Below are 22,062 nucleotides of genomic sequence, written 5' to 3'. Positions count from 1 at the left end.
CGACTGCTGCAGCCAGCATCCCTCCCACGCGGGCGCACCCACCCCCAATGCTGCTCGTAAAGAGATGCCCGAGGGCGCACGGCTTAGCCAGTTTCATATTGAGCAGATGGATTGCCCCACCGAAAAAACGCTGATTGAAGACCGGCTGAGCACGCTCGCAGGGGTGGACAGCCTCGAATTTAACCTGATGAACCGCACACTCGGGGTCTGGCACCGCCTGCCGTCGACCACCCCAATTGAGACAGCGATTAAGGCGCTGGGCATGCAGGCCGAACCACTGACAGGCAAGCCAACGCCAGCGCAACACTCGCACAAGAAACCTTGGTGGCCGTTGGCGCTGTCGGGGGTAGCGGCATTGAGTACTGAAATCTTGCACCTTACGGCGCTGGGACCCAATTGGGCAGTGGCCGCCATGGCGCTGTTGGCAATAGCCTTGTGCGGCCTGAGCACCTACAAGAAGGGCTGGATAGCCCTGAAAAACCGCAACCTGAACATCAATGCGCTGATGAGTATCGCCGTGACCGGGGCGGTATTGATTGGCCAATGGCCAGAGGCGGCCATGGTCATGTTTCTGTTTGCCGTGGCCGAGCTGATCGAGGCCACGTCGTTGGACCGCGCACGCAATGCCATCCGCAGCATGATGAACCTGACGCCCGAGCGCGCCACGGTGCAACAGGCGGATGGCAGCTGGCTTGAAGTGGAGATCAACAGCATCGAGGTCGGCGTGCAGGTCAGGGTGCGACCCGGCGAGCGTATCGGCCTGGATGGCGAAGTAACCGCTGGCAACTCGACAGTCAATCAAGCCCCCATCACCGGCGAGAGCCTGCCCATAGAAAAATCTGCAGGCGATCCCGTATTTGCCGGCACCCTCAATCAAGCGGGCTCATTGCAATACCGTGTCCTGGCCGCCGCCGCTAACACCACACTTGCCCGCATCATTCACGCGGTAGAAGAGGCGCAGGGCTCACGCGCACCGACCCAGCGTTTTGTCGATCAATTCGCCAGGGTCTACACCCCAGCGGTTATCGTGCTGTCGCTGGCAGTCGCCGTCTTACCGCCGCTGCTGTTGGGCGAGCCTTGGCAGACTTGGATCTATCGCGCCTTGGTGCTGTTAGTTGTCGCCTGCCCGTGCGCGCTGGTGATTTCGACCCCGGTGACCATCGTCAGCGGCCTGGCAGCGGCGGCGCGTAAAGGCATCTTGGTGAAGGGTGGGGCTTACCTGGAGCTCGGTGGCAAGCTGGGTTTTCTGGCCCTCGACAAGACCGGAACCCTCACCCACGGCAAACCGGTGCAAACCGATTACCGGCCCCTGCTGGAGCCGCAAACCGATCAGCTTCGTCGCTATGCGGCGAGCCTTGCTGAGCGCTCTGATCATCCGGTTTCTCAGGCTATCGCCAAGCATGCGCAGGCAGAGGGCATCCTCACGCAACCGGTTGAAGGCTTTACTGCCCGGCCCGGCCTTGGTGTGCAAGGCAACATCGACAGCACACCGTTCTACTTGGGCAATCATCGCTTAGTGGAAGCGCTTGGCCTGTGCTCAGCGCAGCTGGAAGGGCTCATCGAAGGCCTCGAGCGGCAGGGCAAAAGTGTGGTGGTGCTGTGCGATGCAAGTCGTGCGCTGGCGCTGTTCGCCGTGGCTGACACGGTTAAAAGCTCCAGCCGCGAGGCCATCGAGCAACTGCATGCCCTGGGCGTGCAGACCAGCATGCTCACAGGAGACAACCCACATACCGCCGCCGCCATTGCGCAACACGTCGGCATCGATGAGGCGCGCGGCAATCTGCTGCCGATCGACAAACTGCAGGCGATTGAAGCATTGCAAGCGCGCGGCTTCGTCGTTGGCATGGTGGGGGATGGCATCAACGATGCCCCAGCCCTGGCCAAAGCAGAAATCGGCTTTGCCATGGCCGCCGCCGGTACCGACACCGCCATCGAGACCGCCGATGTGGCGCTGATGGATGATGACTTGCGCAAAATCCCAACCTTTATCCGGCTGTCGCAGCAAACCGCACGGATACTCAAGCAAAATATCGTCTTGGCGCTGGGCATCAAGGCGCTGTTTCTCGCCATGACCCTGACTGGCCAGGCCACCATGTGGATGGCGGTATTTGCTGACATGGGCGTCAGCCTGCTGGTGGTGTTTAACGGCCTGCGCCTGCTGAAAAAATAGGCCCTACACCCCTAGCACGTTTGCACACAGCCCCTCGGCGCCCTATCCGCTAACTGGGTGAAGCGTTACCTTGGTCGACTTGGCCCGCCTGCGTGGGCTGGTTAAGCTGCTGACCTTTTGTGCGAGCGATTGTCATGCCTGTCTCAGAAATGTTGCTATTGGTGCTGGCAGGTTTTGCGGCCGGCGGGATGAATGCCCTAGCCGGCGGTGGAACATTTTTCTCCTTTCCGGCGCTGCTCGCCGCTGGCCTGCCACCGGTGACGGCCAACGCCACCAATGCCGTGGCGTTATGGCCGGCCAGCGTGGCGGGGGCTTGGGCGGCGCGGGCTTCGCTGCGACCACTAGGGCGTTATTTGCGGCCCTTACTGGTGGCCGGCTTGGTGGGCGGCCTGCTCGGCGGCGTGCTGCTACTGGTGGGTGGCGACGCCGTTTTTGCCACGCTGATTCCCTGGCTGCTGCTGGCCGCCACCACCCTGTTTGCCGCCAGCCCATGGCTCAGTCGCTGGCTGGCGAGCCGCCGCGCCGAAGCGGCGCAACCGCCGCACACCCCGTTGTCACTCGCCGCGCACATTGGTGTGTCGGTCTACGGCGGCTACTTCGGTGCCGGCATGGGTATTTTGCAGCTGGCAGCCTTTTCCATCGAAGGCCATCCGCTGGCGCGCGCCAACGCCCTGAAGAACCTAATTTCGGCGGTCATCTACAGCGTGGCCACCGCCACCTTTGTCATCGCCGGCCGGGTCAGTTGGTATGAGCTGGTCATTTTGCTGACGGGCGCAACCGTGGGCGGTTATGTTGGCGGCGCGCTGGGCCAGCGTTTACCCGCCAAACTGCTGCGCACGCTGGTGATTGCCGTGGGCAGCGGCATGACGCTGTATTACTTCTGGGCCACCTATTTCGCCGCCTAGGTGGCGCCCCGCCGCTTGCACCGCGCCAGTGAACCCCCGAAGCTAGGCGCCTGCTGACTGGAGCGCCCAATGAACCTCGCCGAACTGACCACCCGCATGCACGCTATTCGTGATCACAACGACTGGCGTAAATTCCACAGCCCAAAGAACTTGGCCATGGCCGCCAGCGTGGAAATGGCCGAGCTGGTGGAAATCTTCCAGTGGCTGACCGAGCAGCAGTCGCGACAGCTGCCTGCCGATCAACTCGCTCACGCCGGCCAGGAAATCGGCGATATCGTGCTCTATCTAATCCTCCTCTGCGCTGAGCTGGGCCTGGACATGGAGCACGTGGTGCGCGCCAAACTGGCCGACAACGAAAACCGCTTTCTAGGAGCAGCTCACCATGAGTGATCGGCACTTCGATGAACTGGCGACGCGTTTTGCCGAGAAGATTTATGGCGGTGCTAAGGGCGCAATTCGCCTGGCTGTGCTCCAGGCCGACTTGGCTGAAGCACTGCCCGAGCGCCCGTTGCGGGTGCTGGATATTGGTGCAGGCCTTGGCCATATGTCGCTGTGGCTGGCCGAGCGCGGCCATCAGGTGACCGTCACGGAGCCCGCTGCACCCATGTTGGCCGGCGCCCGCGAACGCTTTGCCGCCGCCGGGCAACAGGCCACCTTTATTCAGGCGCCCTGGCAGGACCTGCTCGACCAGCTTGAACAGCCCTATGACCTGGTGATCTGCCATGCGGTGCTGGAGTGGCTGGCAGAACCGCACAGTATTTTGCCGGTGCTGCAGCAGCTGTGTGCGCCGGGAGGCTGGCTGTCGCTGGCGTTCTACAACAAGGATGCGCTGATCTACCGCAACCTGCTCAAAGGCCACTTCCGCAAACTGCGCAAAGCCGAATTCGCCGGCGAGAAACAAAGCCTGACCCCGCAAATGCCACTTGATCCGCGTGAGCTGGCGACGCAACTTGAGCCTCATTGGCAGGTCGAAAGCCAAAGCGGCGTGCGGGTGTTCCATGACTACATGCCGCAGCCGTTTCAGGCCAAGGCTGAGTTGATTGATGTGCTGGAAATGGAGCTGGCCTACCGCCGCCACCCCAGCTTTGCCGGTTTAGGCCGTTATCTGCATTGGATCTGTCGGCCGCGCTAAGCAGGCAGTCGCCATAAAACATCCCGGATGGCGCTGGCGCTTATCTGGGCTACGGAACGCGTCGGTGTTGCAGGTAGCGCTTGAGCTTTTTGCCAGCTTAGGTCGTTATCTGCATTGGCTCTTTAGGCTGCGCTAGGCAGGCAGTTGCCATACAGCATCCCGGATGGCGCTGGCGCTTATTCGGGCTACGGGCAGCGTGTATACGGAATGCGCTGATATTGCAGGTAACGCTTGGATCTAAGGTTTACCTCTAGAGGAAGTAAAATCATGAAGCTTTTGTCACTTCTACTTCTTTTGCCAGCCCTGTTGGCCTGTCAGAGCCAAAACCCCTATACCGCGACCAGCAATCCGCTGCCGCCGGCACCGGCGCAAGCGGCTCAACAACTGGACCACAGCGCCTACCCCGCCGCGCCGCGCGACTACGGCCGTTACCGCACCTGGAGCTGGCAGCGCTTGCCGACGGGCACAGCCTGGGCCAGCGCCGAACAGGTGCAGGAAGCCCTCAGCAACGCCCTCGACCAGCGCGGCCTGCGTCCGCATCGAGCCGGCGTGGCCAGCGATCTAACCGTCACGGCTGAGCTGCGCCAGGAACAGCGTGTCCGCCAGGTTCAGGACACCTATGGCGGCGGTTACGGTAACAACCGCTATGGCGATCAATACGGCATGTGGGGCAGCACCCCGGTAGTGCACAGCTATACCGAAGAGGTCATGGTGCTGCGCATCGAGCTGTTCGATGGCCAAGATGGTCAACCGGTTTGGAGCACCCGCGCCGAGACCCTAATCGGCGGCAGCCAGAGCGAACGCGCTGATGCGCTGCGCAACGCCATGCAAAAAGCCTTGGCGGCGTACCCACCCAATTAATGACTGCACTCGAGGAAAGCACCATGCGTGTATCACTGTTGTTATTGCCCCTGCTGTTGATCCTCAGCGCCTGCCAGACGCCGCAGCTGCAGCGTGACTTCGACCCCAATCGGGACTTTGCGGCCTATCGCAGTTGGAGTTGGCAAGAGCCAGCCGTGCAATACAAACCCGATGATCCACGCATCAACAGCGACCTCACCAGCCAGCGCATCCGTACGGCAGTCAGTGAGCAGCTCGACCAACGCGGCCTGCGCGCGGCAGCGGCAAACACGCCGGGCGATCTTACCGTGCAGGTCTGGCTGATCGTCGATAACCGCCAGCAGCAGGTCAGTACGCAGGTGGGTGGCAGCTGGGGCGACCCATGGGGCGGCGGTTTCTGGGGTGGTCCAAGCTACGTTGAAACACGCAACGTGGACTATCAAGTCAGCACCTTACAGATTGACTTACTCGACGGCGCAGACGGCAAACTGGTCTGGCGCGGCAGTGCCGAACACGTGCTGCGTAATCGCCAACCCAGCCCCAGCGAGCGCGAAGCATCGATTCGCAGCACCGTGACGGAAGTGCTGAGCCAGTACCCACCGCGTTGAAACCGCGCGCATATCGCGATCTGCCGATTGAGTGCGATGCATCCGCAGGAGCGGTCTTATCCGCGCTTTTCAATTGACCTCAATCGCGGGCACGCCGCACCGGCAAAGATGATCCCTCTGTAACAGCTAACGCCGCCTGGCTCGCGGCTGACTAGGCGGACAGCTTTTACGGCATAATCGCCCGCCTTGCCCGTTCTGGAGATACCCATGCCTGCACCTATTTGGTGGTTGCTGGCCCTGCCGTTTGTTGCCGGCGCCTGCCTGCCACTGCAAGCAGGCATTAACGGTCAATTAGCCAAGCAGGTATCCAGTGTCATGGCCGCTTCGCTGCTGTCTTTTGCCGTGGGCACTTTGGCCCTGCTGGTTATCGTTCTTGCCCAGCGTGACATCCCCAACCTTGGCGCATTAAAAGGCCTGACGTGGTGGCACTGGAGTGGCGGCCTGCTGGGGGCGATGTTTATTGCCACGGCGGCCTTTGCCGGGCCCAAGGTCGGCGCGGTGCTGTTTATGGTGCTGGTCATCGCTGGGCAACTGAGCATGGCCGTGACCCTGGATCACTTCGGCTGGGCGGGTTTTCGCGAAGCGCCAATTAGCGCAGGTAAGCTTGGCGGCCTGATTTTGATCATCGCGGGCATCTGGCTAATCAGGCGTGGCTAGGCGCCTGCCAGACAAGGGCATGGGGTAGACCCGGTATGTTAAGGTGGCCGCCCTTTTCACCCAGGCCGAACGGCCGGTCAATATAGCCTTGGCCCAAACCTGATGCGGGTTGCTGACGCGGCCACCGCGTCACGAGCCCACTGCCCGGCGACTGACAGGCGTAATCCTGGCGCAGGCCCCGCTACGCGTACCCGCCCCAAAAGGCTGCGCTACGCTCGATATACCCCGTTTTTTATTAGCCCCTCCGCCCTGCCCTTAAGCGCATTTGCGGAACCCAGCCAGTGGAACCCACCATGCTGCAACGCTTGAAAAATACTTGGTTCTTTAACGTCCGTGGCGATGTGCTCGCCGGACTGGTCGTAGCGCTGGCGCTGATCCCAGAAGCCATCGCCTTCTCGATCATCGCCGGGGTTGATCCCAAAATCGGCCTGTACGCTTCGTTCTGTATCGCCGTGGTGATCGCCTTTGTCGGCGGCCGTCCCGGCATGATCAGCGCCGCCACGGGGGCCATGGCCCTGTTGATGGTCACGCTGGTCAAGGAACATGGCCTGCAATATTTGCTGGCCGCCACGCTGCTGACCGGCGTGCTGCAGATTCTTGCCGGCTACCTCAAGCTGGGCAGCCTGATGCGCTTCGTCTCGCGGTCGGTGGTCACCGGCTTCGTTAATGCCCTGGCAATCTTGATTTTTATGGCGCAGCTGCCGGAGCTGACCAACGTCACCTGGCACGTCTACGCCATGTGCGCCGCCGGCTTGGGCATCATCTATTTATTCCCGTATGTGCCGAAGCTCGGCCAACTGATCCCTTCGCCACTGGTGTGCATCCTGTCGATGACCGCTGTAGCCATGGTTTTCGGCCTGGATATCCGCACCGTAGGTGACATGGGCGAGTTGCCGGACACCCTGCCAATCTTCCTCTGGCCGGACGTACCGCTGAACCTGGAAACCCTCGGCATCATCTTCCCCTACGCCGCCGCCCTGGCCGTGGTCGGCCTGCTGGAATCGATGATGACCGCCATCATCATCGACGACCTGACCGACACCAACAGCGACAAGAACCGCGAATGCAAAGGCCAGGGCGTGGCCAATATTGCCTCCGGCCTGCTCGGCGGCATGGCCGGTTGCGCGATGATCGGCCAGTCGGTGATCAACGTGAAATCCGGCGGCCGCGGTCGCCTGTCGTGCTTGGTGGCCGGTGTGGTGCTGCTGCTGATGGTGGTGTTCCTCAGCGACTGGGTCAGCCAGATCCCCATGGCCGCGCTGGTGGCCGTGATGATCATGGTGTCGATCGGCACCTTCAGCTGGGATTCGATCCGTAACCTTAGGAAATTCCCGCTCTCGACCAATATCGTCATGCTCGCCACCGTGGCCGTCACCGTCTATACCCACAACTTGGCGTATGGCGTGTTTGTCGGCGTGCTGCTGGCGGCGATGTTCTTTGCCAACAAGATCGGCCACTTCCTCTATATCAACTCGCAAGCCGACAGCGATGCGGGCCAGCGCACCTACACCGTGGTGGGCCAGGTGTTCTTCAGCTCGGCGGATAAATTCGTAAGTGCTTTTGACTTCAAAGACGCCGTGAGCAAGGTCACCATCGACCTGTCCCGCGCGCATTTCTGGGACATCACCGCCGTGGCCGCACTGGATAAGGTGGTGCTCAAGCTGCGCCGTGAAGGCACCGAGGTTGAAGTGCTGGGCCTAAACCAAGCCAGCGCCACCATCGTCGACCGCTTTGGTGTGCATGATAAGGACAACGCCACCGACCTGCTGTCGGGCCACTAATAAGGACAACCCCATGACCCACGTAATGGCATGCATTGATGGTTCGCCATCCACACGCGCGGTCTGTGATTACGCAGCATGGGCCGGCCAACGCCTCAGCGCGCCGCTGACCCTGCTGCACGTCTTAGATGAGGTGCAGTACCCCACCCAGCCGGACCTGTCCGGCGCTATTGGTCTGGGCAGCCGCGAGCATTTACTCGAAGAACTGGCCAGCCTGGACCAGAAGCGCCACACCCTGGCCATGCAGCAAGGTCGCCTGATGCTTGAGGCGGCGCGTGAGCGGGTGCAGACCGAAGGCGTTGAACCCGCGCTACTGCGCCAGCGTCACGGTGATCTGGTCGAGTGCCTGAGTGAGCTGGAAGCCGATATCCGCTTGCTGGTTATCGGTCGCCAAGGCAAAACCTGCGATGGCCTCAACCAGCTGCTCGGCAGCCATTTGGAAAACGTGATTCGCACCGTGCAGCGGCCGATCCTGGTCAGCTGCAGCGAGTTCAAGGCGCCGCAGAGCTACATGCTTGCCTATGACGGCAGCGCCACGGCGCGCAAAAGCCTGGAGATAATAGCGGCCAGCCCGCTGCTCAAAGGCCTGCCGTGCCACCTGGTGATGATCGGCGCCGAAAGCAGCGATGCCTGGGAGCAGCTCAAGGCCGCTGAGCGAGTGGTGCAAGGGTCGGCCAGCGAAGTACACCTGGCGATTCGCGCCGGTGAGGTGGAACCCACCCTGCACGCCTACCAACTCGAACAGGGCATCGACCTGCTCGTCATGGGCGCTTACGGCCACTCGCGCATTCGTCAATTCTTAGTCGGCAGCACCACCAGCACCCTGCTGCGCACTAGCAACAGCGCGTTGCTGATCTTGCGCTGAGCGTCGAGTATCACATCCTGTTAATGGCTGCGATGCCAGCGCGCTGCGCAAATGCCGTACTTATTTGCGCCTATGGCCTGACGACTTTCCCACCATGAACCCGCTATGGTGCGTCTAAACCTTCTAGTGACTGCAGCGCATGCCTAACGCCCAAACACCTCTCAGCCCACAAATATATGCGCTCTTGCGCGAAGCCCAAGACATGCGCGTGCGCACACCCTTGGGCGGCGTGTTCTATTTGCTGGCGTGCGTGCTGACCTGGTGGTTTAGCAACGATCCCTTCGCCTTGATCCTGCCCGGCATGATCGGCATCACAGCCTTTACCCTGCTGCTCGGTTTGCGTTTGCTGCATCAGCTGCCGCAGGCGCACACCCAAGTTGCGCTGACGCGCTGGCTGAACCTGCATTGGGCCTTGATCCTGTCAACGGCGCTTAGCTGGGGCTTGGTCCAAGCCATCGCCCAGCAACATCCGTTGTTTAGCAGCTCAGCAATGGTGGCAACCTTGAGCACCATCGCCTTCAGCACGGCCATGGTATTCAGCTTCGCCATGCGCAAAGGCCGCGCCATCTGCGCCCTGCTCTTGCTCTATCTGCCGGGGCTGGCCAGCTTGGCGTGGGACTGGCAGGCCAATCATGCGGTCGTGCTGACCCTGGCCTTTTACCTGAGCTATCTGCTGCTGGCCCTTACTCGCAGCCACCGTGAATACCGCGCCACCCTGCAACTGGAACAGCAACTGCGCGACCAGCAAGCGCATCTAGACCAGCTCAGCCGCACCGACAGCCTGACCCAGCTGGGCAACCGCTATCAGTTCAACAGCCTGTTTGCCAACATGGTGGCCAACGCTAAACGGCAGAGCCTGCCGCTGTCGCTGGTGCTGCTGGATATCGACTTCTTCAAGCGCGTTAATGATGAACACGGGCATGCCAGTGGCGATCTCTGCTTAAACGCCTTTGCCGAGCGCATGCGCCAGCACTTTCGCCGCGACAGCGACGCCCTGCTGCGTTTGGGCGGCGAGGAGTTCGGCGTTCTTATGCCCAACACACCGCTAAACGAGGCTCACCAATTGGCCGAGCAATTTCGCCAAGCGCTAGCGGCTGAAGGTTTCGACTTACAAGGGCGTAACCTCCCGCTTACGGCCAGCCTGGGTGTGGGCTGTTACGACAGTCATCGCGACACAGACGCGGAGCACTTCTTCAAACGCGTTGATGCGGCGCTCTATTCGGCCAAAAACAGCGGGCGAAATCGCTTAAGCCTCGCCCAAACCTGATCACCCGACTGCGCCTGCCCGGCAAGCGTGCAGAGGACAATGCGCCGCTTATTAACATCAGCCGCTATACCGCCTACGCATCAACTGCTTCGCGCCGCTCACAAAGCACGTATGCCTGCGCAGGCTTTCTACAGCCGTCACTGCGTTTTAGTTCTGCACGCTGAAGCTCAATTGAGCGATGTGCCCGCTTTCATCGAACACGCTCAGTTGATAGCGACCGGCACGACTAAAGGGTTGGTTAAACAAGGCATCAGCGCTGGTTTCGGCAATCGGCTGACTGCCGACAAACCACCAACCCCGGCTACTGCCGCCCAAGGCAGACAGGCGCAACCGCGGCGGTTCGACGTTGCCGGCCAGGCGACGCAAACGGTCACCGTCATGCACGCCAACAATCGACAGCGACGCTGCTCATGCACGCCATCCTGCGGCTGAAAACACAGGCGCGCGGCCGTCTGCCACCCGCTAAGGGGGTCGGAGTGAATTCCCTAGCACTGATGAAAATTTATGTACTCCACCCCCTTTAGTTCGAGTGCAGAGCATGTGCAATTCGCAAGGCGGGGTCTGTGCGTGTTCGAACATTCTGCTTGGATTGAATCGCGCCAATCGACGCCGCAACGTTTGTTATCGAACAGACAGGCTCTGCGAATGGCGCGAGAATCCTTCCATCGACCCCAACGACGGCGAGTATTAGCACCGCCGCCGATGTGGGAAAAAGTGCACACATCGGTCTGTATTCAATTATCAGACCCTGAAGGAGCAACCATGTCGACCATCACAACCATTAATCCCGCGACGGAAAAAGAAATCCATACCTACGACGTCATGACCGAAAAGCAGGCAACGGACCGGCTTGAGGCTTGCCATGCGGCGTTTCTGAAATGGCGCGAACTGAGTCACCAAGACCGGGGCGCTTACCTTAAAAAAATTGGGCAAAAATTGCGCGACAACGCCAATGAGCTCGCCGCCCTGATGACGAACGAAACCGGCAAGCTCCTGAGCGACGGCCACATCGAGATTGAGCTCTGTGCCGCGATCTGTGATTACACCGCCCAAAACGGACCAGAAATGCTGGCGGATGAGGAACGAACCCACGGCCCAGACCGTAAGCGTGGCCTTGTCAGCTACCAGCCGCTTGGCGTTATCTATTCAATCCAGCCTTGGAACTTTCCCATTTACCAGCCGGTTCGTGTGCTGGCTTCCAACCTGATGGCAGGTAACGGCTGTGTGTTGAAACACGCCAGTATCTGCACGGGGTCCGGTCTCCGTTTGCGTGAATTGTGTATTGAGGCCGGCCTGCCCGAGGACCTGTTCCAGGTTCTGGTGATAGACCACGCCACCAGCGACAAACTGATAGCCCACCCCATCGTCCGGGGTGTGACGATGACCGGAAGCGACGAGGCCGGGCGACACATCGGTGCTGTGGCCGCTAAAGCACTGAAAAAGACGGTGCTCGAACTGGGGTCGAATGACGCTTACTTAGTGCTTGAAGATGCCGACATCGAAACCGCCGTAAAATTTTCGGTTATGGGCCGGCTTTATAACAACGGAGAGACCTGCGTTTCTGCCAAGCGGTTCATCGTGACCGATAAGGTCTATGACGCCTTTGTCGAGTCCTTCGTCGCTCACATGCAAAAGATCAACATGGGTGACCCCACGGACAAGAAGACCCAGCTTGGCCCGCTTTCCAGCCAGGAGCAGTTTGAAATGGTTAAGGAGCAGGTGGATGCCAGCGTCGCCAAGGGTGCAAAAATCCTCTGCGGTGGCGAAGTGCCTGACCGCACGGGTGCCTATTATCCCGCCACTGTGCTGGCAGACCTCGCCCCCGGAATGCCCGCCTACGATGATGAAATCTTTGGGCCTGTCGCGTCGATCATCCGCGCCAAGAATGACGAGGACGCCATGCGGCTGGCTAATGAAAGCCGCTATGGACTGGGCGGTGGGATCTTTTCAAAGGACGAGGAGCGTGCCGTCAAGCTGGCCCGCGATCACTTCGACACGGGAATGATCCGCATCAATTCGTTCGGGGCTGTTGATCCGAATATGCCATTTGGCGGGGTCAAGGATTCCGGGTACGGACGTGAGCACGGTGGCTTTGGCATGAAGGAATTCGTCAACGCAAAGTCGATTTTTCTGCCGTGATCAGGCCTGAGACCCGGGATTTCGCCCATTTCATTCAACATTAAGGACTGCTCTATGAGCATGAACATCCTTGTCGCCGGTGCCACCGGCAAAACAGGCCAGCATCTGGTCCGACTCCTGATAGATCAGGGGCATAAGCCAACAGCGTTAGTTCGTAAAAGCTCGGACACCCGTTCGCTGCCCCAAGGCATAGACCTTCGCCAGGGTGACTTGACCGCCCTGGAAACCGGCATATGCGACGGCATGGATGCGGTGATCTTTGCCGCAGGCTCCGGCGCAACCACAGGCCCTGAAATGACCAAAAAAGTGGATCGGGACGGCGCCAAGCGTCTGATTGATCTGGCGCTGGAATCAGGCGTGAAACGTTTCGTGATGCTCAGTTCCATCGGCGCAGATCAGTCCAACCCCACTGGCGACATGGCCCCTTACCTGAATGCTAAACACGAAGCGGACGAATACCTAAAGGCTTCCGGGGTGACCTATTCGATCCTGCGCCCCGTGGCACTGACCAACATCGGCCGCGGCACGGATGTGATTTTGGGCGAGGACGTTGATAAATCGGCCAAAGCGTCACGCGCGGATGTGGCCCATGTGCTGGTGGAGGCCGCCACTACAGGCTGTTACGACGGTATGGCGCAGGATATGCAGTCCGCCTGACCGTCGCGTCGCCGGCGTAACACCGGCTCGGAACAGTCAACCTGCAATATTCAATCATTCATTTTCGCAGGAGAAACCCAATGTCAGAAATCAATGGCAAAGTCGTCATCATTACCGGTGCCAGCAGTGGTCTCGGTAAGGCAACAGCGTTACGTTTGGCAAAGAGTGGCGCCAGGCTGGTGCTTGCTGCCCGCCGCGAGGAGCGCCTTGTGGAGCTGCGCGACACGATCAAGGCGCAGGGGGGTGAAGCTATTTATCAGGTTACCGACGTCACCGACCGCGCTCAGGTCGAGTCGCTAGCCAAGGCGGCGAAGGAGGCGTATGGCCGCATCGACGTGCTGGTCAACAACGCGGGCCTGATGCCGCTGTCGCCCCTCGATGAACTCAAGGTCGACGAGTGGGAGAAGATGATTGATGTCAATATCAAAGGCGTGCTTTACGGCATTGCCGCGGTGCTGCCGACCATGCGCGAGCAGCATGTCGGCCACATTATTAATCTCTCGTCGGTAGCCGGGCATAAGGTCTTTCCCGGGTCCGCCGTTTATTCCGCAACCAAGTTTGCCGTCAAGGCACTGTCAGAAGGCATTCGTCAGGAAGGCAATGGGGAAATCCGCTCCACCAATATTTCGCCTGGGGCCGTGGCGACCGAGCTGACCAGTACAATCAGCGACCCCGACACTGCCAAGGGTGTTGATGAAATGTATGAGATGGCCATTGACCCTGATGCGATTGCGCGAGCCATTGCTTATGCCATCGAGCAGCCGGCAGATGTTGATGTCAACGAGATCATCATCCGCCCCACCCGGCAGCCGCTCTGAACGTATCCTGCCGCGGTGGCATTTGATGGGGTGGGTTAACGGCTCAAAGCGCCAGCAACACCACCCCTGCATAAATTAAGGCAGCTCCGCAAAGCCGTCTCCCTGCGTTTGTTTTTCGCCAGACAGATAGATGGACGTCAGGGTGACAAGCACGATCCCGTTATTGGAGTAAGCGACAACCTCCGCCAAGGGTAGAAAGCAGGATCAATGAGGTACGCGTCATTGATCCTTGGCCATCGATATCACGGCATAAGACCGTTATACCCACCATAGATTACTCATCCACCCGAAACTCCAGCCGAGCGGTCTGTCCGCTTTCATCGAGCACGCTGAGCTGGTAGCGACCGACACGACTAAAGGGTTGGTTGAATAAGCCATCGGCGCTGGTTTCGGCAATCGGCTGACCGTCGACAAACCACCAGCGCCGGCCGCTGCCGCCCAAGGCAGACAGGCGTAACCGCAGCGGCTCAACACTGCCGGCCGGGCGACGCAAACGGTCACCGTCACGCACGCCAACAATCGACAGCGGCGCCGCCACGGCAACATGCTGCGGCGGGCACTGTGGATCAATTGCGGGCAGGCGCGCACTTCGCCGCTCGCGGCGTGGCAGCCAGGGTTCCAGTGGCGCGGGCCACAAGACCAGCCGCTGCGAAGTGGCGTCAGGGCAGCTGGCATCGACGCGCAGCCCTGCTGAATTGACCCAGATTCGCGCCTCTAAGCCGAGACCCAGCGGCTGATCCAGCGCTTGCAGGGTCGGCGGCGTGGTGCCCTCAAGGGTCCAGGCAAAGCGTTGACGCCGGCAGTTAGGGTTGCTGCTGTCCATAGGTTGCCCAAGTGGCCAGCAAATCGCTGCGACGCCAACGGAAGCAGGCTGCGGATCAATCGGCAAGGCAATGCCGCGCTGGCTGTCGCGATTGACCAGCAGGTCATGCACTTGCAGCAATAAGGGTGCCGCCGAGGCTAAGCCAAACTGCCCCGGCACCGGCGTGCCATCCGGCCGGCCAATCCACACACCGATTAGGTAACGCGGCGCCACACCAATCGCCCACGCATCACGAAAGCCGTAACTGGTGCCGGTCTTCCAAGCGAGGCTGGGGCGTTGCACTAACTGCGCACGCGGGTCGCGGTCCGGTCGCGCCTGACCGCTGAGAATGCGCCGCACGATCCACGCGGCGCCGGGCGACAACAAGCGTCGCTCATGCAACCCATCTTGCGGCTGAAAACGCAGGCGCGCGGCCATGCCGCCACGGGCAAAGGCGCTGTAGCCACTGACCAACTCTTCTAGGCGACTGCCTGCGCCGCCAAGAATCAATGCCAAGTTTGGCTCAGCCAGCGGCGGCAGCAGCAACGGCACCCCGGCACTGCGTAACTCGCCGGCAAAACGCTTTGGCCCATAGGCTTCAAGCAGCTGCACAGCGGGCAGATTCAAGGATGTGGCCAGCGCTTCGCTGGCGGACACCGCACCACTAAAACCCGCGGCAAAGTTGCCCGGCCGGTAATCGCCATAGCGGCGCGGCACATCCTGCAGCAGCGATTCGGAATGGATCAGCCCCTCATCCAGCGCCATGCCATACAGAAATGGCTTGAGCGTCGAACCGGGCGAGCGCACCGCACTGATCATGTCGACATGGCCAAAGCGTTTGGCATCGCCAATATCCACCGATCCCAGGTACGCCCGCACCGCCATACTCGGCTGCTCAACCACCAAAATCGCTGCCGAGGTACGCTCCGGTAAGCGTGCCCGCCAACCCAGCAGCAAGTCCTCCAGCCGGCGTTGCAACGCAGCATCCAAGGTGGTGCGAATCAGTGGAGGGCTGCCGGCTTTGTTTAAGCGCCGCGCCAACAGGGGGGCCAGCCGCGGCTCCTGACGCGGGGCAAGCAGCACCGGCTCTTGCAGCGCGTCATTGATCGCCACTTGCGGCCACACGTGGAAACTGGCTAAACGCCTCAAGACCTTATCCCGCGCTGTTTGGGCGCGTTCAGGGTGACGATCCGGACGCAAACGGCTGGGGGCTTGCGGCAGCACCGCGAGCAACGCGGCCTCGGCGCGGGTCAACTGGCGCGGCGACTTACCCAGATAAGCCCAACTGGCCGCCGCCACGCCCTGCAAGGTGCCGCCAAACGGCGCGCGATTGAGGTACAGGGTAAGGATTTCATCCTTGGACAGGTGCCACTCCAGCTGCAGCGTACGCCACAGCTGCTTAAGCTTGCCGGGGTAGCTGCGCGCATGCGGATCGAGCAACCGCGACACCTGCATCGACAGGGTACTGCCGCCTGAGAGCACGCGCCCGCCGCTAAGGTTTTGCCAAGCAGCGCGGCCCAGCGCCAGCGGGTTAACCCCAAGATGCTGGTAAAACCAGCGGTCTTCATAGGTCAGCAGCGCCTCAAGGTAATAGGGTGATACCTCAGCGGGGCTGACCGGGTAACGCCACACGCCGTCATGATCGGCAAAACGCCACAGCGGCGTACCGTCTTCGGCCAACACCACACGGGCCAGATCATCGGCAGGCAAGGGCAACGGAAACAGCCGGTCAGCCAGCCCTAACGCCAATAGCACGCACAACGGCATGCCCAGCCAAGGCCAGCGTAAAAGCGGCCACAGACGTTTACGCCAAAAGCTAATAGCCAAGAGATAAAATGGTTTAACGCGGGTCATGCGCGGGTTCAGTCCTTGTATCGCGAAGCGCGACGGCCAAACGGCCAACAGCGCTGCCATTGTGCCAAATGCCTGTCACACTGGCGCGCAGCAGTCATCAAGACCAAGTTAGGTGGAACTCAAATAGTGGGTGTAGACGGTTTTTTTGAATCCTTGGGTGAAGCGGTCGGCTCAGTGATCCGCTTTATCATCGAGGGCATGAGCGGCTTCTTCGGCATGCTCGGCGGAGCGGTCAGCAGTTTTATTGCAGGCATGTCTAAAGCCTTGGGCGTGACGCCGTCATTACTCAGCATCATGGTGCTGGTGATCGGCCTGTGGCTGCTCTATCTAGCCGTCCGAGCGTTTATCCGCCGCTCAATTATTGCCGGGATGATCTGGCTGGTACTCGGCTTGTGGCTGCTCAGTGGCCTGATCAGCTAGACAGCGCCTACATGTAGCCCGGATGAAATCCGGGCTACTGGTTCAGGCTTAACGCTCCTTAACCACCAAACGCCCAGGGCTTTCACCCAGTGCCTGCCAGTTTGGTCGATACATCGACTCCACCTGCGGCGGCGGTACACGGTAGCTGCCGGGGGTGACGGCACGGGCCAAGTAGAGCAAGTGGGTGGTGTCATAGCTGCTTACATCCAGCGCCGCGACGTAGCGATCACCACGGAACTCTTGGTGCTTGATCGCCGCGTTCTGCATCGACTCACGCCACTCCTTCACCGCGCTGCTGGCGTCATCCAGGCTGGCCGAGCTTTGCGCCAGGTTCTGATTTTCCAACTCCAGGCCTGCCGGCAAAAGGTCGACCACCAAGGCATCTGGCACCCGCTGCTTAGCGGAAACCGCCACATGCACCAGCACCAGCTCGCCGCTGCGCAGGTTGCTCAGGTCTAGCGCCTCACCGTCCATGCCTAAATATTCACGGTAGATGCTGAGGTTTTCGCCGCCGGCTGCCGGGGGCTGACTTGGGTAGCCGGAGAGGGTCAACTGCTGATACAGCGGTGTATCGCTCGGCTTGTTGCTGGCATTGCTGATACGCAACGGCGACGCCAAATCGGCACCCTCAAGCTTGAGTCCGGACTGTGCATTGCTCAACTCAAACGCCAAGCTGGCGCTCTGCAGTGTCGCGCTCCAGCTCGGTTCCGGTTTGCTCAGCAGATTGCGCCCGGCCAGGTACAGCGAATTGCGCTCCTGGGTTGACAGCCACTGCTGCCCGGCCACTTCATCGGCCAAGTTGAACAGGCGTTCTTCACGGCGATCAGGCGCCAAGTCGTGCTCTTCCAGCAGCGCCAGAATCAGCGCCTGATCGCGCAGCGGGCTGCCGTAATCCGCCAGCCAGGTGTCGCTTTCACGGCCACGGTTTAGGCCAGCGCTTAGCAGGTCATCCGCGCGCGGTTGGTCGCCCATTTTCTGCAAGGCCACGGCCAGATGCACCAACGGCAAACCGGACAACGCATCGCTGCGCCGCTCATACAGGCTACGCAGTGCGCCCAGCGGCGCCTGTTGGCTGCGCGCCAACACATAGGCGGCATACGCTTGCACGGCAAAGCGGCTGTGGTTGGCGTTGTCGCTGTAGTTAACCTCGATCAACTGACGCTCCTGCAGGTAGCGCAGCAGGCGTTCGTTAGCCTTTTTTAGTGCGTCTTCTGGCACACCGAAACCTTGCTCACGGGCGCGCAACAGAAAGTCACTGACATAGGCGGTCAGCCAATACTCCTCATCGCCGTCGGCACCCCATAGGCCGAAGCTACCGTTGTAGCGCTGCATGCTCAGCAACCGCTCGATACCCAACTCGATGGCGCGTTTGCGCTGCTCATCCGGCTCAGCTTCCACGCCCAAGCGCTGCAACGTGGCGGCATCGGCGTACAGCGACGGGTAGAGGCCACTGGTGGTCTGCTCCAGACAGCCATAGGGGTACGCCTTGAGGGCGCGAATCTGTTCGCCTAGATTCAGCGGCGGCCGGCTGGAAATCGCCAAACGCGCTTCCAGACCTGCCGGCTCAAAAGCGCTCAAGGCATCGGCCGGCAGCAGCCACGCCTCGTCCTTGAGTACCGCACGAAAGTGCTGCAATTGCGCCGGATAGGCTGGGCGGATGCCAATTTGCCACTCACGGCTAAACGGCGGCAGATCCTCACCCGGCAATACCAAACCCTTGACGCTGACCTTGAAACGGCCCTGACCATAACCGCCCAGCGCGGTCACCGGGATACGCACAATAGTGCGCTGACCATCCGCCAGAGTAATCGGTGCCACCGCCGCGTCTGAGTTTTGCGTCAGGCGCAGCTGCCCTTCAGCGCGCAGTTGCACATCCAGTTTCTGCTCACGCCCGGACAGGTTACTGAGGTCAAGCGCCAGGGTGGTTTCATCGCCGCCGGCAAGGAAGCGCGGCGCCGACAGCTCGGCAATCAGCGGCGCGGCGACCAGCGTTTTACCTTCGCCCATGCCGTAATGCTCGTCGGTCCAGGCTTGCGCCATCAGCCGCAGCTCGCCGTTGAAGTCGGGAATAGCCAGGCTGACTTCACCTTCACCCTGATCGTTCAACGCCAGCGGTTGGCTTTGCAGCGCGACGATCAGCACGCTGGTGTCCGGACGCTTGCCGCCCGCGGCCAGCGCGGCATCGCCACCGAAGGCCAGCTTAGCCACCCGACCTTGGCCGGCTTCGATCAACTGGCCGTAAATATCCAGATGATCCGCGCCATAGGCCTTGCGGCCAAAGAAGTTAGCGAAGGGATCGGGCGTGGCGTACTCAGTGATATTGAGAATGCCGACATCCACCGCCGCAACCAGCACGTACGCCTGTTTCGGGATGCTGCCATCCGCATTACGCGCCTGCACCTTGACCGTGAGCGGTTGGTTGGGCCGAATTTTCTCCGCCGCGGTCAGTGTCAGCGCCAGTTTGCGCGGCGCACGCTGCAATGGCAGATGCAGCAGGCCGACCGCACGTTTAGGCGTGGCATTGCTCTGGCGCTCGCCGGGGCGAATGACCAAGGCGCTGACATACAGGTCGTGCCGCGCCCAATCCTTGGCAATCGGGATGTCGAAGGTTTTACCTTCGGCAGGCACCTCGACCTCTTGCCACCACAATGGTCCTTCGCTGGACTCGACCATCAGGTAACCCTTGCCTGCGGCAGGCGGGGTCACGGTGACTTGGGCTGTTTCGCCATCAGCGTAAGCGGGTTTATCCAGCGCCAACTTGACTTGGTCCGGTCGCACCGCGCCGCCGTCAGCATTGTCCTGCCAGCGGTAGCCGGCCCAAAAACGCAGGCTGCTGAGCATGCCCGTTTGCCCATCGATAACTTCGACGCGATACGGGCCCCACTCCACCGGGAAGCTGATTTTAGCGGTGCCACCGGCTGCGACTTGCAGCGTTTCTTCGTTGAGGGTGAGGAATTTCTCGTTGTAGTTATGGCTCCAGCCATCGCTCTCGGAGAAGTTCCAGAAGTAGTCACGGCGCTCGCGGATCAGACGCACGCTGAGTTGATCGGCGGCCAGCTTGTTGCCCGCGGCATCCGCCACCAGCACTTCAAACTCGGCGAGGCTGTCGGCATCCACTTCCTCACCGTCGAACAGCCCGCGCACACCGGGCAGGCGCTCGGCTGGCCATACCGGCTGAATCACGCGCCGGGTAATCGCCCGGCCACCGGACTCCTGCAGGCTGGCCTGCAGAATCAGGCGCAGTGGCGATTTGGCATCGGCCCAGCGGCTTTCGATATCCACGATGGCCTTGCCCTGCTCGTCCAGGCTGGTTTCATCCAGCTCGATGTCCTCGCTCAGTTCTTCTTCGGTGACTGAACCAAACTGGTAACCCGGCAGGCTGGCCACGGCCTCGCGCAGCGGGCGCACATAGAGTTGCCCGCTGAGACGATTACCTGCCGCTGGCGCGCCATACAAATAGCGTCCCGTGACATCAAATTGAGCGTTTTCAGCGGGGCTATACGGCGTATCACGGCCTTTAAGCTCCAGCGCCATACGTTCTGGCAGGAAATCTTCGACGGAAAACTCATACAGCTGCTGGCGGCCATCGCCTAGATCGAACAGCAACTGCCAGCGCCCAGTCGGCGCTTCGTCAGCCAGTTGCAGTGAGTACTGATAAAGGCCAGCGTCATCGGCCTGCCAAACGAATTTGCGGCTGATCTGTTCATCCGGGCGGCGCACTTGCACATTCACCGGCTGGGCTTTTAGCGCGCGGCCATCGGCATCTCGCAGCAGGCCATTGAGCAACACGATTTCGCCGGGGCGATACAAATCACGCGGACCAAACACAAAGAACTGCAACGGATGGGCCACCGGCCCGGCGATATCAAACTCAGCCAGGTCCAGCGCCGAGCTGTTAAGACGCAGTAAGCTGGTTTGCTCGCCCTGATGGGCCAACAGCACCTCGGCTTTGTCCGGCAGCGGCAGTTCTGAGTGGCCAGCGCTGTCGGTTTCGCCCTCAGCCAACACCTGGCCTTCGCCATCGAGAATTTCTAGGCGCACGTCGGCCAACGCATCGCCACCTGCCAGGGCTTGGGTAAACACATCCATGCGGTTCTGGTAGCGCCGTGCCGACAGGCCGATATCACTTAAGGTGAACAGCGTGGCGGGCTGCGAATAGTTGTAGCTGCCGGCTTCACGCATCACGGCCAGGTACACACCGGGCTGCTTAAAAGGCGCCAAGCCGGCAATCGGCAGCAGCAGGGTTTCGCGGGTGTTGCGCGCCGGGTTCAGGTCAAAGCGGCCGCCGTACACCAGCTCAGCCATCGGCAGCAAGCTGCGCGACTCCCAAGTATCCAGGTTACTCGAACGCCCCCAGCGATTGAGGAAGGCCGGCAGCGACTCAGCCTTGATGCGGAAGAATTCAACATTCACTTTATCGACGTTCAGGGCAATCACCGGCAGGCCTTCAGCCAAACGCGTGGGCAGCACCGAGCCACGACTGGCGAAACCGACACTGGCTTGCAGGTCACGGGTTTCCAAGCGGGTGACGTGCTCAGCGGCCAGACGTTGGTCATTCAGCGCCCGCAACCCGGCGTCCACCGTCAGCACCAGTTTGCGCTGCGGCTCCAGAGGGCGCAGGCGCACTTCCATCAAGTTATCCGCGAGTTCCCACGCACCGTCCACCTTGCCCTCTTTGCTGTCGACCAGGTGCAGGCGCTCGGCGAGCTTTTGCTCGGGATCAAGCGGCACCGAGAAACTGATCGATAAAGTGCTGGCGCCCTCTAGCTGAATCTCCGAGACATCCACCACCGTCAGCTCGCGACCCGCATAACGCTCGGCCAGCGCCTCACGGTCTACGGCAGGCTTAGCCGCCTCGCTAATGGCGGGGCTGGCTTGGGTCGCCGTCACCTCAGCCGGGCCAGGGGTGGATGAGTCACAGGCACTGAGTAGGCTCAGGACCAGCGCCAGAAGCAGTCCATTCTTCGGCATTTCGGGCTCCAACAGGGGGGATAGGTGCAGAGGGGTAACACTATAGTCGAGCCGCTTGCTAACGACTAAGCGGGCATCCGCAAAACTGCTGAGCAGCGCGCATCCGTTGATCAGTGTTTAATAGCGCCTGCTATGCGGGCCTGCGCGTCTCGTTGCAGCCTGTTCCACTTCAAATA

17 protein-coding genes are annotated in these 22,062 nt (G+C 60.8%); 14 read left to right on the top strand and 3 right to left on the bottom strand.

Annotation, left to right across the window (positions count from 1 at the left end):
- The first annotated feature begins 106 nt into the window (after positions 1-106).
- From WF513_RS02810 to WF513_RS02765, 10 genes are all read left to right on the top strand, one after another.
- Complete coding sequence (locus WF513_RS02810; protein WP_339083379.1) at positions 107-2,170, top strand: heavy metal translocating P-type ATPase; 2,064 nt, start codon at positions 107-109, stop codon at positions 2,168-2,170.
- Between the two features lie 134 nt (positions 2,171-2,304).
- Positions 2,305-3,075: a sulfite exporter TauE/SafE family protein gene (locus WF513_RS02805; protein WP_339081241.1), complete on the top strand. Its 771-nt coding sequence runs from the start codon at positions 2,305-2,307 to the stop codon at positions 3,073-3,075.
- Positions 3,076-3,144: 69 nt separating this feature from the next.
- Complete coding sequence (locus tag WF513_RS02800; protein WP_339081239.1) at positions 3,145-3,465, top strand: nucleotide pyrophosphohydrolase; 321 nt, start codon at positions 3,145-3,147, stop codon at positions 3,463-3,465.
- Positions 3,458-4,207 carry a methyltransferase gene (locus WF513_RS02795; RefSeq protein WP_339081237.1) on the top strand — a complete coding sequence of 250 codons (750 nt, stop codon included), beginning with the start codon at positions 3,458-3,460 and terminating at the stop codon, positions 4,205-4,207. The genes WF513_RS02800 and WF513_RS02795 overlap by 8 nt, the downstream gene beginning before the upstream one ends.
- Before the next feature lie 267 nt (positions 4,208-4,474).
- Positions 4,475-5,068 (top strand): DUF4136 domain-containing protein, encoded by a 594-nt coding sequence (locus WF513_RS02790; protein ID WP_339081235.1) that lies wholly within the window; start codon positions 4,475-4,477, stop codon positions 5,066-5,068.
- 23 nt (positions 5,069-5,091) lie between these two features.
- A complete protein-coding gene (locus tag WF513_RS02785; RefSeq protein ID WP_339081233.1) occupies positions 5,092-5,655 on the top strand; it encodes a DUF4136 domain-containing protein in 564 nt (187 codons plus the stop codon).
- Between the two features lie 207 nt (positions 5,656-5,862).
- Positions 5,863-6,312 carry a DMT family transporter gene (locus tag WF513_RS02780; RefSeq protein ID WP_339081231.1) on the top strand — a complete coding sequence of 150 codons (450 nt, stop codon included), beginning with the start codon at positions 5,863-5,865 and terminating at the stop codon, positions 6,310-6,312.
- Between the two features lie 293 nt (positions 6,313-6,605).
- A complete protein-coding gene (locus WF513_RS02775) occupies positions 6,606-8,093 on the top strand; it encodes a SulP family inorganic anion transporter (RefSeq protein WP_339081229.1) in 1,488 nt (495 codons plus the stop codon).
- A gap of 13 nt (positions 8,094-8,106) precedes the next feature.
- A complete protein-coding gene (locus tag WF513_RS02770) occupies positions 8,107-8,958 on the top strand; it encodes a universal stress protein (RefSeq protein WP_339081227.1) in 852 nt (283 codons plus the stop codon).
- Between the two features lie 139 nt (positions 8,959-9,097).
- Positions 9,098-10,225 (top strand): GGDEF domain-containing protein, encoded by a 1,128-nt coding sequence (locus WF513_RS02765; protein WP_339081225.1) that lies wholly within the window; start codon positions 9,098-9,100, stop codon positions 10,223-10,225.
- Positions 10,226-10,372: 147 nt separating this feature from the next.
- On the opposite strand, the gene WF513_RS02760 is transcribed toward WF513_RS02765, so the two are convergent.
- The gene (locus WF513_RS02760; protein WP_339081223.1) at positions 10,373-10,609 is read right to left on the bottom strand and encodes a hypothetical protein; all 237 of its coding nucleotides are present in this window, start codon (positions 10,607-10,609) and stop codon (positions 10,373-10,375) included.
- Positions 10,610-10,987: 378 nt separating this feature from the next.
- Between WF513_RS02760 and WF513_RS02755 the strand changes: the two genes are divergently transcribed.
- From WF513_RS02755 to WF513_RS02745, 3 genes are all read left to right on the top strand, one after another.
- Positions 10,988-12,364: an NAD-dependent succinate-semialdehyde dehydrogenase gene (locus WF513_RS02755; RefSeq protein ID WP_339081221.1), complete on the top strand. Its 1,377-nt coding sequence runs from the start codon at positions 10,988-10,990 to the stop codon at positions 12,362-12,364.
- Positions 12,365-12,418: 54 nt separating this feature from the next.
- Positions 12,419-13,021: an SDR family oxidoreductase gene (locus WF513_RS02750; RefSeq protein ID WP_339081219.1), complete on the top strand. Its 603-nt coding sequence runs from the start codon at positions 12,419-12,421 to the stop codon at positions 13,019-13,021.
- An 80-nt stretch (positions 13,022-13,101) separates the two neighbouring features.
- Entirely contained in the window at positions 13,102-13,839 is a 738-nt protein-coding gene (locus WF513_RS02745; RefSeq protein WP_339081217.1) for an SDR family oxidoreductase, read from the top strand.
- 274 nt (positions 13,840-14,113) lie between these two features.
- Here WF513_RS02745 and pbpC read toward each other — a convergent pair whose 3' ends face one another.
- Positions 14,114-16,495 (bottom strand): peptidoglycan glycosyltransferase PbpC, encoded by a 2,382-nt coding sequence (gene pbpC, locus WF513_RS02740; protein WP_339081215.1) that lies wholly within the window; start codon positions 16,493-16,495, stop codon positions 14,114-14,116.
- A 126-nt stretch (positions 16,496-16,621) separates the two neighbouring features.
- Here pbpC and WF513_RS02735 point away from each other — a divergent pair, with 126 nt between their 5' ends.
- Positions 16,622-16,915: a hypothetical protein gene (locus WF513_RS02735; RefSeq protein ID WP_339081213.1), complete on the top strand. Its 294-nt coding sequence runs from the start codon at positions 16,622-16,624 to the stop codon at positions 16,913-16,915.
- Between the two features lie 48 nt (positions 16,916-16,963).
- On the opposite strand, the gene WF513_RS02730 is transcribed toward WF513_RS02735, so the two are convergent.
- The gene (locus tag WF513_RS02730) at positions 16,964-21,886 is read right to left on the bottom strand and encodes an alpha-2-macroglobulin (RefSeq protein ID WP_339081211.1); all 4,923 of its coding nucleotides are present in this window, start codon (positions 21,884-21,886) and stop codon (positions 16,964-16,966) included.
- Positions 21,887-22,062: the final 176 nt, after the last annotated feature.

Source organism: Pseudomonas sp. TMP9 (assembly GCF_037943105.1).
In the GTDB taxonomy this organism is placed as follows: Bacteria; Pseudomonadota; Gammaproteobacteria; order Pseudomonadales; family Pseudomonadaceae; genus Aquipseudomonas.
This window is presented reverse-complemented; position numbering and strand designations above follow the sequence as displayed.

What these genes read in the sequence shown, in the direction of transcription:
- WF513_RS02810 (WP_339083379.1), top strand. Translation starts at nt 107, where the DNA reads ATGGATTGCCCCACCGAAAAAACGCTGATTGAAGACCGGCTGAGCACG.
- WF513_RS02805 (WP_339081241.1), top strand. Translation starts at nt 2,305, where the DNA reads ATGCCTGTCTCAGAAATGTTGCTATTGGTGCTGGCAGGTTTTGCGGCC.
- WF513_RS02800 (WP_339081239.1), top strand. Translation starts at nt 3,145, where the DNA reads ATGAACCTCGCCGAACTGACCACCCGCATGCACGCTATTCGTGATCAC.
- WF513_RS02795 (WP_339081237.1), top strand. Translation starts at nt 3,458, where the DNA reads ATGAGTGATCGGCACTTCGATGAACTGGCGACGCGTTTTGCCGAGAAG.
- WF513_RS02790 (WP_339081235.1), top strand. Translation starts at nt 4,475, where the DNA reads ATGAAGCTTTTGTCACTTCTACTTCTTTTGCCAGCCCTGTTGGCCTGT.
- WF513_RS02785 (WP_339081233.1), top strand. Translation starts at nt 5,092, where the DNA reads ATGCGTGTATCACTGTTGTTATTGCCCCTGCTGTTGATCCTCAGCGCC.
- WF513_RS02780 (WP_339081231.1), top strand. Translation starts at nt 5,863, where the DNA reads ATGCCTGCACCTATTTGGTGGTTGCTGGCCCTGCCGTTTGTTGCCGGC.
- WF513_RS02775 (WP_339081229.1), top strand. Translation starts at nt 6,606, where the DNA reads ATGCTGCAACGCTTGAAAAATACTTGGTTCTTTAACGTCCGTGGCGAT.
- WF513_RS02770 (WP_339081227.1), top strand. Translation starts at nt 8,107, where the DNA reads ATGACCCACGTAATGGCATGCATTGATGGTTCGCCATCCACACGCGCG.
- WF513_RS02765 (WP_339081225.1), top strand. Translation starts at nt 9,098, where the DNA reads ATGCCTAACGCCCAAACACCTCTCAGCCCACAAATATATGCGCTCTTG.
- WF513_RS02755 (WP_339081221.1), top strand. Translation starts at nt 10,988, where the DNA reads ATGTCGACCATCACAACCATTAATCCCGCGACGGAAAAAGAAATCCAT.
- WF513_RS02750 (WP_339081219.1), top strand. Translation starts at nt 12,419, where the DNA reads ATGAGCATGAACATCCTTGTCGCCGGTGCCACCGGCAAAACAGGCCAG.
- WF513_RS02745 (WP_339081217.1), top strand. Translation starts at nt 13,102, where the DNA reads ATGTCAGAAATCAATGGCAAAGTCGTCATCATTACCGGTGCCAGCAGT.
- pbpC (WP_339081215.1), bottom strand. Translation starts at nt 16,495, where the DNA reads ATGACCCGCGTTAAACCATTTTATCTCTTGGCTATTAGCTTTTGGCGT.
- WF513_RS02730 (WP_339081211.1), bottom strand. Translation starts at nt 21,886, where the DNA reads ATGCCGAAGAATGGACTGCTTCTGGCGCTGGTCCTGAGCCTACTCAGT.